The sequence below is a fragment of the Novosphingobium rhizosphaerae genome (genome assembly GCF_050920675.1).
In the GTDB taxonomy this organism is placed as follows: domain Bacteria; phylum Pseudomonadota; class Alphaproteobacteria; order Sphingomonadales; family Sphingomonadaceae; genus Novosphingobium; species Novosphingobium rhizosphaerae.
The window spans coordinates 2,302,324-2,314,835 of sequence record NZ_CP137861.1; the positions used below are offsets into that span (position 1 = coordinate 2,302,324).

At 65.3% G+C, this 12,512-nt stretch carries 9 protein-coding genes; 6 read left to right on the forward strand and 3 right to left on the reverse strand.

All coding sequences use genetic code 11. The features are described 5' to 3' along the window. Positions 1 to 56: 56 nt before the first annotated feature. Positions 57 to 2,129: a TonB-dependent receptor domain-containing protein gene (locus tag R9J51_RS10535; protein WP_179504434.1), complete on the reverse strand. Its 2,073-nt coding sequence runs from the start codon at positions 2,127 to 2,129 to the stop codon at positions 57 to 59. Between the two features lie 662 nt (positions 2,130 to 2,791). Between R9J51_RS10535 and R9J51_RS10540 the strand changes: the two genes are divergently transcribed. The 4 genes from R9J51_RS10540 to R9J51_RS10555 all read left to right on the forward strand — a co-directional run bounded on the left by R9J51_RS10540 (position 2,792) and on the right by R9J51_RS10555 (position 7,062). Further along, positions 2,792 to 4,192, forward strand: a complete 1,401-nt coding sequence (locus R9J51_RS10540; RefSeq protein ID WP_179504435.1) for an aldehyde dehydrogenase — start codon at positions 2,792 to 2,794, stop codon at positions 4,190 to 4,192. Positions 4,193 to 4,226: 34 nt separating this feature from the next. Next, positions 4,227 to 5,078 carry a p-hydroxycinnamoyl CoA hydratase/lyase gene (locus R9J51_RS10545; protein WP_168554433.1) on the forward strand — a complete coding sequence of 284 codons (852 nt, stop codon included), beginning with the start codon at positions 4,227 to 4,229 and terminating at the stop codon, positions 5,076 to 5,078. 152 nt (positions 5,079 to 5,230) lie between these two features. Then, a complete protein-coding gene (locus tag R9J51_RS10550; protein WP_179506424.1) occupies positions 5,231 to 6,628 on the forward strand; it encodes a M20/M25/M40 family metallo-hydrolase in 1,398 nt (465 codons plus the stop codon). A 98-nt stretch (positions 6,629 to 6,726) separates the two neighbouring features. Next, complete coding sequence (locus R9J51_RS10555; protein ID WP_179504436.1) at positions 6,727 to 7,062, forward strand: hypothetical protein; 336 nt, start codon at positions 6,727 to 6,729, stop codon at positions 7,060 to 7,062. Between the two features lie 291 nt (positions 7,063 to 7,353). Here R9J51_RS10555 and betI read toward each other — a convergent pair whose 3' ends face one another. Beyond that, complete coding sequence (gene betI / locus R9J51_RS10560; RefSeq protein ID WP_179504437.1) at positions 7,354 to 8,025, reverse strand: transcriptional regulator BetI; 672 nt, start codon at positions 8,023 to 8,025, stop codon at positions 7,354 to 7,356. 100 nt (positions 8,026 to 8,125) lie between these two features. On the opposite strand from betI, the gene R9J51_RS10565 reads away from it, so the two are divergent. Both R9J51_RS10565 and R9J51_RS10570 read left to right on the forward strand, forming a co-directional pair. Continuing rightward, positions 8,126 to 9,310 carry an aromatic ring-hydroxylating oxygenase subunit alpha gene (locus tag R9J51_RS10565; protein WP_179506425.1) on the forward strand — a complete coding sequence of 395 codons (1,185 nt, stop codon included), beginning with the start codon at positions 8,126 to 8,128 and terminating at the stop codon, positions 9,308 to 9,310. Positions 9,311 to 9,452: 142 nt separating this feature from the next. Next, positions 9,453 to 11,063, forward strand: a complete 1,611-nt coding sequence (locus R9J51_RS10570) for a phytoene desaturase family protein (RefSeq protein WP_179504438.1) — start codon at positions 9,453 to 9,455, stop codon at positions 11,061 to 11,063. Between the two features lie 93 nt (positions 11,064 to 11,156). Here the strand turns inward: R9J51_RS10570 and R9J51_RS10575 are convergent, their stop codons facing one another. After that, the gene (locus R9J51_RS10575) at positions 11,157 to 12,461 is read right to left on the reverse strand and encodes an APC family permease (RefSeq protein ID WP_432787380.1); all 1,305 of its coding nucleotides are present in this window, start codon (positions 12,459 to 12,461) and stop codon (positions 11,157 to 11,159) included. Between the last annotated feature and the right edge of the window lie 51 nt (positions 12,462 to 12,512).

Here is a 12,512-nt window from a genome sequence, read left to right on the forward strand (position 1 = left end):
TTCCGTTCGCCCTGGGCCTGTCGAAGGGCGCTTCCCGAAAACGCGGCGCCAGATCTTTACTTCAACCCGATCCGCAGCCCCGCCCACAGCGTGCGCGGCGTGCCGATGTCGATCGTGCCGCCCGAATTGCGCGTGACGATCGTGGTGTCGAACAGGTTCTCCCCGCGCAGCACCAGGCTGGCCCAGGGCGCCAGCGGCACTTGGGCAAAAGCATCCAGCGTGGTCGCCGCGCGCAGCGGCGCGGTCTGGAGATCGTCTTCATAGGCAAGGCCCACGTGGCGCAGCGTCACCGCGCCGGTCCAGCGCGGGGCAGGGTGCCAGGCCAGCGTGGCGCTGCCGGCAATGCGCGGTGTCTGGGCAGGCCGCATGCCGTCCAGCGCCGTGCCGGGCGCTTCCACCTTGGCGTCGGTCCAGGCCAGGCTGCCGTTGAAAGACAGCGTGCCGGCGGTCACTTCACCGCCCAGTTCCAGCCCGCGCGCATGCACGGCGGCCACGTTCTGGCGCTGGCGCACCGTGGTGGTGCCGCTGGACGATAGCGTCACGTTGGCGATCGCGTCCTTCACCTTGTTGTCGAACGCCGTCAGCGTCAGCTTCACGCCCTTGGCCGGGGTCAGGTCGATCCCGCCTTCAAAGCCGATCAACCGCTCGTTCTTGAGCGCCGGGTTGCGCTGGGTGGTGGTCAGCGAAACGCCGCCACTGCCATTGGGCGCGGCGAGCGTGAACGAGCGGTAGAGTTCGTTGAGCGTGGGCAGGCGCAGCCCGGTATAGGCCGCCCCGCGCAGCGCGGCCCAGCTTGCCGCCTGCAAGACCGCGCCACCGCGCCAGCTGCCCTGCCAGCCCGTGCGCGAGGCAACGGCAGGATCACCGACGGAGGTGACGGTCGTGGTCCCGGCCGCGTTCAATTCGCCATAGTGGCCCTGGGTGATCGCCCAGCGATCGGCGCGGCCGCCTGCGGTCAGCACCAGCGGGCCCAACGTCCAGTCATCCTCGATAAAGAAGCCCACGTCGTCGCTTCGCCCGCCGGCATTGCGCCGCGCGGTGACCAGGCCGGTGACGGCGGAGATGGCGTTCTCCTTGGTTACGCCATCGGCCCGGCGCCAGTCTGCCCCCAGCTTGAGGACGTGGCCACCGCCCACCGGCGGGCGCAGTTCCAGCTTGCCGCCAAGGCCGGTGGACGGCGTGGCGTATTGGTCCAGCGTCTTCTTGAAACTCGTTGAACTCACCGTAACGGCGTGGAAATCGCGCGCCTGGACATAAGCCAGCGCATCGAACTGCCAGGCGCCGCGGCCCACCAGGCGCAAGCTGGCATCCTGCCCGCTGATGCCATTGTCAGCCCCGGCAAAGCGCAAGGTGCGGTTGTCTTCGAACGCGGCCACGCGGGCCTGCAATTCCACGCTGCCCGTCAGGGGCGCCACCGCGCGCACGCCGGTTGACCAGCTTTCATAGCGGGCCCGCACGCTGGCGGCCACGCGCTGGCTTTCAGGCGTCGTCCAAAAACCCTGGCCGCGGTCCCACCGTCCGGTCACCACGGCAAAGCCTTGGCCCAGCTTGGGCGCCAGCGCGCCGGAAACCGTGGTCTCTCCGCGATCGTCCACCAGGCCCTGCGCGTTGAGCAAGCCCAGATCGGCCTGTCCGGCGCTGGTCATGTTCACCGTGCCGGCCACCGCGCCCGCGCCGAATGCGCCCGATCCGCCACCGCGCTGCACGCGCACGCTGGCCAGGCGCTCGGGATCGATCGCGTTCATGGGGATATAGCCAAAAAACGGATCGGCCATCGGTACGCCGTCGAGCAGGACCAGCGTGCGGCTGGTGGCATTGCCGCCCAGCGCGCGCAGGGTGATGCCCTGGGCCGATGGATTGGACGCGCGGCTGTCGGAACGGCGAAATTGCTGCACGCCGGCGGCCGAAAGCAGGGCGTCGTCGATTCGGCCCGATGCGGTGGCGTTCAACTGCGCGGCAGAAATCGTCTGCGTGTCATAGGCCGGGGTGGCGGGCGTCGCCGCCAGGCCCTGTCCGGTCACCACGATCGTGCGCTCCGCGCCACTGGCGTCGGCTGCGTCGGGGGCTGCGTCAGGCGCATCTGCTGCCATCGCCGGCGCAGCCAGAGCCAGGGCAAGTCCCAATGCCATGGCCGAGGTAGATGGGAATTTGGTATGCAATGCGCGCACTTGGCTCGTCCTCTCCTGACAGTCCCTGCCCATTGCGCCCCTTATGGTGAGGCCCCCTGGCGGCGTCATCCGCGATTGTTCTGGTTATCGTGCGTGGCGCGTTTGCTGCGGCTTTGATGCCACATGCCCCCGTGCCCGCGGGGCGACGATGGCCGTTGCTTTGTCCTGGCGCCATTGCACGTTAGGCCAATGGCGCACGCCGCCGGCGGAGGCAGAAGGCGCAAAAAAAGGCCGCACAAGATGGGCGGCCCTTCGAAAGTTTGGGAGAGGATGCCTGAAAGGCCCGTCCCTTTTGTCTGCCGCAGCGCAAATGTGCAAGTGCGAAATGCAGAACTAATCTTGCAAAAAATGCAATTGTTAAACGCTCAGCAAGAAACACCCTTTCCCCGCCGGAACACATGCATTCCACTAAAAATATGAAATATATGAATAAAAGACGATAAGCGCATCTGCAACCAATCTGCGCTGATGCGGAAATTGCAAATCACCCCGTATGTTTGCCTACGCGAAATAGCAGGTGCCCCAAGGGGCATAACCGCCCGCGATGGGCCTGTGGCGGCACTGCCCGGTTGCGGCTGCCTGCGATGATTGCTATAAACCATAACATAATTGGGAGACTCACGATGCAGTTCGAACGGCTCAATCCCCTTGATGGCTCGGTGGCATCTTCGGCCCCGGCCATGCAGGCTGCCGATATCCCCGCCATTGCCGCCAAGGCCGGTACTGCGTTTCCGGCCTGGGCTGCCCAAGGCCCCAATGCCCGGCGCGCCGTGCTGATGAAGGCGGCCGCCGCGCTCGAAGCCCGCGCCGATGCCTTTGTCGAGGCGATGATGGGCGAAATCGGCGCCACCAAGGGCTGGGCGCTGTTCAATCTGGGCCTGGCCGCCAGCATGGTGCGCGAGGCTGCCGCGCTCACCACCCAGATCGCCGGCGAAGTGATCCCGTCCGACAAGCCCGGTTGCCTGGCCATGGCCCTGCGTGAACCGGTCGGCGTGATCCTGGGCATCGCGCCGTGGAATGCGCCGATCATCCTGGGCGTGCGCGCCATTGCCGTGCCGCTGGCCTGCGGCAACGCGGTCATTCTCAAGGCATCGGAACAGTGCCCGCGCACCCATGCCCTGATTATCGAGGCTTTTGCCGAAGCCGGCTTCCCCGAAGGCGTGGTCCAGGTCGTCACCAATGCCCCGGCCGATGCCGGCGCGGTGGTGGGCGCGCTGATCGATGCGCCGCAGGTTAAGCGCATCAACTTCACCGGCTCCACCGCAGTGGGCAAGATCATCGCCACCCGCGCGGCCGGCCACTTGAAGCCCTGCCTGCTCGAACTGGGCGGCAAGGCGCCGCTGATCGTGCTGGAAGATGCTGACCTCGATGAAGCGGTCAAGGCCGCGGCCTTTGGCGCGTTCATGAACCAGGGCCAGATCTGCATGAGCACCGAGCGGATCATCGTGGTCGAAGCCGTGGCGGCCGAATTTGCCAAGCGCTTCAAGGCGAAGGTCGAAACGCTCGCCGTGGGTGACCCGCGCGAGGGCAAGACGCCGCTCGGCGCCGTGGTCGATGCCAAGACCGTGGCGCACTGCCAGGGCCTGGTGCAGGACGCGCTTGATCACGGCGCCACGCTGCTGGTCGGCGGTGAAACCACCCACAACGTGCTGATGCCCGCCCATGTGGTGGATGGCGTGACGCAGGCCATGAAGCTGTTCCGCGATGAAAGCTTCGGCCCGGTCGTCGGCGTGATCCACGCGCGGGATGAAGCCCATGCCATCGCACTGGCCAACGACAGCGAATATGGCCTCTCCGCCGCCGTGTTCACGCGCGACACCGCGCATGGCCTGCGCGTGGCGCGCCAAATCACTTCGGGCATCTGCCACGTCAACGGCCCCACTGTGCACGATGAAGCGCAGATGCCGTTCGGCGGTGTCGGCGCGTCTGGCTATGGGCGCTTTGGCGGCAAGGCCGGGATCGACAGCTTCACCGAACTGCGCTGGATCACCGTGGAAACCCAACCCGGCCATTTCCCGATCTGAATTTCCGAAACAAGAACACCGAAAGGACAATATCATGGCAGAAGAACAGGCCGTGCGCGCGGAAGAGGATACCGTTGCCGTCACGATCGAGAACCGCATCGCCTGGGTGCGTTTCAACCGCCCGGAAAAGCGCAACTGCATGAGCCCCAAGCTCAACCGCCAGATGCTCAAGGTCATCGAGGAACTGGAATTCCGCGAAGACGTGGGCGTGCTGGTGCTCTCGGGCGAGGGCGATGCCTGGTCGGCCGGCATGGATCTCAAGGAATACTTCCGCGAAACCGAAGCGCAGGGCCTGTGGGCCGTGCGCAAGGCGCAGCGCGAAGCCTATCGCTGGTGGAACCGCCTGCGCTGGTATGAAAAGCCCACCATCGCCATGGTCAATGGCTGGTGCTTTGGCGGCGGTTATGGCCCGCTCTACGCGTGCGACATCGCCGTGGCTTCGGATGATGCGCAGTTCGGCCTTTCCGAAATCAACTGGGGCATCCTGCCCGGCGGCGGCGCGTCCAAGGTGGCGGCCGATCTCATGCCGCTGCGCAAGGCGATGTACCACGCGATGATGGGCGAAAACCTCACCGGCCAGCAGGCCGCCGCGCAGGGTCTCGTCACCGAATCCGTGCCGCATGACCAGCTCAAGGCGCGCGTCCAGGCCGTTGCCGAAGCGCTGCTCAAGAAGGACGGCCATGCCCTGCGCGCCACCAAGTGGGCCGTGCGCCGCATGATCGACATGACCTATGAAAACGCCGAAGACTATCTGATCCGCGCCCAGGAAGCGCTGCACAGCTTTGGCGGCGTGGCCGCGCGCAAGGAAGCGACGCGCCAGTTCCTCGATGAAAAGAGCTTCAAGCCCGGCCTGGGCACGTTCGACACGTCGAAGATCAAGGACTGATCGCGCGTTCCTTTGCGACGTAATGCCGGACCCCGGTGCCTTTGCGGCGCCGGGGTTTTGCACATCTGGCATCGCAAAAAGAGGTTGTGCGCGAAACCAATCGGGACCAGTTTCCGGCGCGAAAAGGAGTGCCCCCCCCCATGACACCGCCGATGAAACTGACGTTGCCCCTGGTTTCCCTCGCTGCCCTGGTCGCCACGCCCGCCCTGGCTGCCCCTTCCGGCCATGCCGAGGCGGAAGCCCAGACGCTCGACTTGTCCAAGCAGACCATCGCCATGCGCTCGGTGCAGGGGCCGGGCAACGAAACGCCCAAGGTTGCCGCGCTCTATCGCGACACGCTGCTCAAGGCCGGCTGGGCACCGTCTGACATCGAGATCGTGCCGGTAGACGATACCGCCTATCTGCTCGCCACCTGGAAAGGCAGCGACCCCAGCCTCAAGCCGCTGGTGCTCTCGGGCCATATGGACGTGGTGGAAGCCAAGCGCGCCGATTGGGAACGCGATCCCTTCGTGCCGGTGGTGGAAAACGGCTACCTGTTCGGGCGCGGCGCGCTCGACATGAAGTTCAACGCGGCGCTCGCCGTCTCCACCCTGATCGAAATGCGCCACAAGGGGTTCAAGCCCAAGCGCACGATCATCATCGCTTTCTCGGGCGATGAAGAAACCACGATGAAGACCAGCCGCCTGATCGCCGAACGGCTGAAAGGGCAGGCGGGGCTGGTCATCAACGTCGATGGTGGCGGCGGCATGCTGGCCGAAGACACCGCCAAGCCGCTCGCCTGGACCTGGGACGGCGCGGAAAAGAACTATGCCGATTTCCAGCTGGAAGTGACCAATCCCGGCGGCCACAGCTCGGCCCCGCGCAAGGACAACGCCATCGTTCAGCTCAGCCAGGCGCTGGTTGCGATCGGCGCCTATCACTTCACCCCCGAACAAAGCCCGCTGACCAAGGCGTTCTTTGAAAGCGCGGCCAAGATCACGCCCAACCCGCAAGTCGCCGGCGCCATGCGCGCCTTCGCCGCCGATCCCACCGATGCCGCTGCCATTGCCACGCTGCGGTCCTTGCCCGAATTCATCGGCCGCATCGAAACCACCTGCGTGCCCACGATGGTCAATGGCGGCCACGCGCTTAACGCCCTGCCGCAACGCGCCACCGCCAATATCAACTGCCGCATCTTCCCCGGCCACAAGCGCGAAGACATCATGGCCGAACTGGCCAAGGTGGCAAACATGCCGGTGGTCAAGTTCACCGACGTGACCGAGGGCTCCACTCCGTCGCCGGCCAGCCCGATGCGCCCCGATTTCGTGAATTCGGCGAACAAGGCCATTCACCTGGCCTATCCCGGCATCGCCGTGATCCCGGCCCAGGCCTCCGGCGCGTCGGACTCGATGTGGTACCGCGTCAACGGCGTGGACGCCTATGGCGCCAGCCCCGTGCTGATCAAGGACAGCGAAGAATTCGCCCACGGCCTCAACGAGCGCGTGCCCTTGTCGAACATCGCCCCCGGCGTGGTCTACTTCACCAGCCTCTTCACCGACCTGTCCAAATGAAGAATGAGCCCCCTCCTCTTCAGAGGAGGGGGTTTGGGGGTGGTGGAAGCAAGGCGCTACTATAGCCTTCCTCCACGAAGTCGTTGAGGAAGATTTGCATGAGCCCAATGTTGCGCGAACAAGACCCCCAATGGAAAGAATACCGCGCAAGCCGGCAGGCAAACTACGCACGCTTGATGAAGCGCTACGGTCCGCATCCACATTGGTTCGCCCAGCGCCACATTTCACAAATTCGGGCGATGCGCCGTGTATTGCTCAACGGCGGGCAACCTACCTATCGCGCATTTAGTTCCCATCGCGTCCTGCAAGTTTGGAAAGACAAACGCAGGATGGCTATTGAAGTAAGGCAGCGCGCATTGAGCCGCGATCTCCCTCACCACGAGCAAATCCGAAGAATTGCCAGATTGACCAAGCAACTTAGCGTGCTTTGGTGAAAACTTGGAATCGTCACAATAAGCGGGACCCCGGATCAAGTCCGGGGTGACGGAGAAGTAATTACACCACGGATATTTAACGTCACCCCGGACTTGATCCGGGGTCCCGCTTACGGCCGTGCATCACACCATCGTGACGGGCCATTCCCAGTCGTGCCAACCAAAAAATCCCACACGAAGACACGAAGCCACAAAGAGAACGACCTTCTTTGTGCCTTCGTGTCTTCGTGCGAAACCATCCCGAAACCGGGTTGATCGATCGGCGACAAAGCGATCGGGCGTTGGCTGACTTTACTCGCCTACCGTATCCCCACAAACCGTCCCCAGAAACCGCCGCGCAATCGCGCCGGCTTCCTCGCCGGAAAAGCACTGCGGCGAAAGGCACAGTTCCAGCCACAGCCCATCGACCAGCGCAGTCACGGCAATCGCCGCATGGCGCAAATCCGCCTCGGCCACGCCGGTTTCGCGCAGCAAGTGCTCCAGCCGGGCGCGATAGCCGGCGTATTGGTCGTCGTGCTGGCGGGCGATCTGCGGCTGGCTGGTCACCAGGCTCCAGAACGCGATCCAGGTGGCCAGCAGCGCGGGCTGGGCGATCGGTGCGGTGAAGCTTGCCGTGACGAAGGCTTCCAGCCGGGCGCGGGGCTGGGGCGGGGCGGCGGCCACGGCAGCGTCCAGCGCACGGGTCACCATGGCATCGACGTGGGTATAGGTTTCGGCGATCAGCGCATCGATCCCGGTGAAGTAATGCCCCACCAGGCCCGGCGAAACGCCGGCTTCCTGCGCAATCGCGCGCACGCTTGCGCCATTGGCCCCGGCGCGCGCCAGCACCCGCATCGTCGCCTCGATCAGGCTCTGCCGCCGCGCATCGGGTTCGGCGCGTCGGCGCGTGGCACCGCGCGGCGCGGCTTCACGAACCTGCGGAGGGCGGGGCGAGCGCCCTGTCCGGGCATCGGCACCTTGCATCTTGCACTTCCCGATAGTTGTTGTACGATCGTCCAATAAGGCGATGTGCGGGGAGTCACCCATGGCCGATCTTGCTCTTGATGAACACCGCCATTTGGTGATGGCGCAATGTGCTGGTCAAGCGGGCACGCCCGATCCGGATGCGGATTGGAGCCTGCCCGGCTGGATCTATCGCGATCCCGAATTCGCGGCGTTGGAAATGGAGCGGATCATCCGCCCTTCGTGGCAGATCGTGTGCCATGAAAGCGATCTCGATCAGCCCGGCGCCTGGCGCAGCCTGTCCTACTGCGGCGAAAACGTCATCGTCGTGCGCGGCGAGGATGGGCAGGTACGCGCGTTCCACAACCTGTGCCGCCACCGCGCCATGCGCCTGGTGGAAGGCGCGGCGGGCTGCGCGCGCAAGCTGGTCTGCCCCTATCACGCCTGGACCTATGAGGCCGATGGCCGGCTCACCGGCGTGCCGATGAAGCGCGATTACCCTGCGCTCGATCTGGCGCAGAACGGCCTGTTCCCGGTGGACCTCGAAGTGTGGCACGGCTTCGTCTTCGTCCGGCTGGAGGATCGCGGCTTTCCTTCCGTGGCCGAAATGATGGCGCCCTATGAAGCCGAATTGGCGCCCTATCGCCTGGCCCAGATGTGCCGCATGGGCGACGTGCGCGAACGCCCCCGCGCGGTGAACTGGAAGAACGTGGGCGACAATTATTCCGACAACCTGCACATCCCCGTGGCGCACGACGGGCTAAGCCGGATTTTCGGCAAGTCCTACGAGATTTCCGCGCAGCCCTGGGTCGATCGGATGAAAGGCGATCTGGTCGATACGCCCAGCCCGCATTTCTGGGAGCGGTTTTACCAGACGCACCTGCCGCGCGTTCCGCACTTGCCCGATGCGGCACAGCGGCGCTGGCTCTATTACAAGCTCTGGCCCAACATGGCGTTCGACATCTATGCCGATCAGGTCGATTTCATGCAGTGGCTGCCCACATCGCCCACCACCTGCACCTTGCGCGAAATGGTGTTCAGCCTGCCTGACAGCGCCACGCCGCCGGGGCAGGAGCGCACGATGAAGCTGGTGCGCTATGCCAATTGGCGGATCAACCGCGTGGTCAATGCCGAGGATACCTGGCTGATCGAACGTGTGCAGCAAGGCATGCATTCGGCCAGCTATGGCGCCGGGCCGATCGGCCGCAGCGAAGTGTGCCTGCGCAGCTTTGCCCGCAAGATCCGCACCTTGATCCCTGAGGCCAGACTGCATCACCAGCCGGCCGAGGGCTGGAGCAAACGTTAGCACCAACGTCACCCCGGACTTGATCCGGGGTCCCGCTTGAACCCGTGCACGGCGCTGGCAAAGAAGCGGGACCCCGGATCAAGTCCGGGGTGACGAAGCAGAAACGCATTCCCTTTTACGATCCCACGAAGGAAACCACACGATGAGCAACCGCTACGACGCGCTGATTATCGGCGGCGGCCACAACGGCCTGGTCTGCGCGTTCTATCTGGCCAAGGCCGGCATGAAAGTGCGCGTGCTGGAACGGCGCGACATCGTGGGCGGCGCCTGCGTGACCGAGGAATTCCACCCCGGCTTCCGCAATTCCACCGCCAGCTACACCGTCAGCCTGCTGCGGCCCAAAGTGATCGCCGACATGAAGCTGGCTGATCATGGCTATCGTGTGCTCGAACGCCAGATCAGCAACTTCTTCCCCTTTTCTGACACCTATTTGAAACTCGGCGGCGGGGCGGAACGCACCCAAGCCGAATTCGCGCGCTTCTCGCAAAAGGATGCTGACGCTTATCCGCGCTATGACGCCGCGCTGGAAAAGGTGGCGCAAGTGCTGCGCGATCTGGCCCTGCAATGCCCGCCCAACATCGGCGGCGGGCTCCATGCCCTGGCCGCGGCGGCCAAGCAGGGCTGGCCGCTCGCCAAGATGGACCTGGCGGCGCAGCGCGACCTGCTCAATATCTTCACCCGCTCCGCGCGCGAGTTCCTCGACGCCTGGTTCGAAGACGATCACGTCAAGTCCGCCTTCGGCTTCGACGCGGTGGTGGGCAACTTTGCCGGCGTCTCCACGCCTGGCTCTGCCTATGTCCTGCTGCACCATGTGTTCGGCGAAGTGAACGGCAAGCTTGGCGCCTGGGGCCACGCGGTGGGCGGCATGGGCGCGATCACCCAGGCCATGGCCAAGGCCTGCGAACTGGCCGGCGTTGAGATCAGCCTGGAAAGCCCGGTGGCCAAAGTGCTGGTCAACAACGGCAAGGCGGCCGGCGTCAAACTGGCGGGCGGCGAGGAACTCTACGCGCCCATCGTCGCGGCCAATGTCGGCCCCGCGCTGCTCTATCGCCAACTGGTGGACCGCAGCGACCTGGCGCCCGATTTCGCCCAGGCCATCGATGGCTACAAGACCGGATCGGGCACGTTCCGCATGAACGTGGCGCTGTCGGAACTGCCCGATTTCACCGTGCTGCCGGGCAAGGCCCAGGCCGAACACCATACCGCCGGCATCATCATCGCGCCGGGCATGGACTATATGGACCAGGCCTATGACGACGCGCGCGTCCACGGCTGGTCGAAAAAGCCCATCGTCGAAATCAAGATCCCCAGCACCGTGGACAAGACCCTGGCCCCCGAAGGCGCCCACGTGGCCAGCCTGTTCTGCCAGCAGTTCAGCCCGGAACTGCCCGACGGCCGCAGCTGGGACGACGTGCGCGAGGAAGTGGCCGACCACGTGATCGACACGATCACCGAGCATGCGCCCAACTTCAAGAATGCGGTGATCGCCCGCCAGATCCATTCGCCGCTCGATCTGGAGCGCAAGTTCGGCCTGATCGGCGGCGATATCTTCCACGGCCGCATGAGCCTCGAACAGCTTTGGGCCGCGCGCCCGGTGCTCGGCCACGGCGACTATCGCGCGCCGATCAAGGGCCTCTACATGTGCGGTTCGGGCACCCACCCCGGCGGCGGCGTCACTGGCGCCCCCGGCCACAACGCGGCGGCCGAAATCATCCGCGACCGCTCGCTCCTGTGGAAAATGCTGCACCGCTAAGGGCGCAACAAAAAAGCCCCCTCCTCTTCAGAGGAGGGGGTTTGGGGGTGGTGGAAACCACGCGCAACGCCTCAAAAAAAGCCAAACCCCGGATCAAGTCCGGGGTGACGAGGTGTCCCTGCGCTTCCCCCACCGCACCGCCAGATAGACAGGCAGCCCCAGCGCCACCAGCACCAGCCCATAGGCAATCGCTTCCAGCCCCAGGCCCCACAGCGCCCAGGCGTTGAACGCGCCCGCCAGCATGGCCACCACCACCACCGCCCATTCATCACGCAGCAGGCGCATTGCCGCTGCCATTGTCGCCACATAGGTCAGCATGCCGGCGGCCAGGCTGATCGAGGCGATGAAGGTGAACAGGTTGCCCATGTCGCGCCCGAAATTGAGCAGCGTGATCACGGTGAGCAGCCCCGAGGACACGAGGTGCGCGTTGATCGGCGTGCCGGCGCGGGTTTCCTTGCCGAACCAGGCGGGAAACAGCCCGTCGCGCGCCATGGCCCAAGGCACTTCGCCTTGCACCAGGATAAAGCCGTTGAGCGTGCCGAACGCGCTGATCGCGGCAAACACCGCGACAATCTTCGAAACGTCCCCACCCAGGCGCGATCCCAGGAACTGCGCCACCGGGGACGGGGAGGCGCCCGCCGCTGCTTCTGGCATATAGGCCCGAAAGGCCAGCGCGATGCCCAGGTAGATCGCGCCGGCCAAGGCCACGCCCCACAGCGTGGCGCGCGGCACCACGCGCGCGGCGTTTTCCACTTTGTCCGAAGGCACGGTGGCCGATTCCAGCCCTAGGAAGCCCCAGAACGTCAGGCCGGCCGCGGTCGCCACCAGGCTGGGCGACAGGGGCAGGGCGGGCTGCACCACGCGCGGCGCGCCCGCAAGCCACAGCCACAGTGCCAGCCCGATCAGCAGCGCCAGCGGCAGCAACTTGAGCACGGTGGTGATCACCTGCACATCGCCCGCGCTGCGCACGCCGCGAATGTTGATCGCCGTCAGCAGCCACACCGCGCCCACCGCAAGGGCCGCCGGCGCGCCCGGCGTGTTGCCCAGCGGTGGATAAAGCAGGCTGAGGTTGGAAACCACCGCCACCGCCACCGCGCCATTGCCTGACCACAGCATCGTCCAATAGGCCCAGGCCGCGGCAAATCCCGCGCCCGGCCCGAACCCTTGCATGACATAGGCAAACGGGCCGCCCGGCGCCGGCATGCGCGCGGCCAGCCGGGCAAACACGAAAGCCATGCACAACGAGCCGGCGATGGTCACCCCCCAGCCAGCCAACTGGTTGATGCCCAGCGGCGCCAGCGTGGCCGGCAGCAGGTAGATGCCCGATCCGATCAGGTTGCCCACCACCAGGGCGAGCGTCATCCAGAAACCCAGGCCCCGTCTTTTGGCATCACTCACGCGGCGCATCCCCTGGTTCACCTGGCATCGCACAAGACTAACGCTTGATCG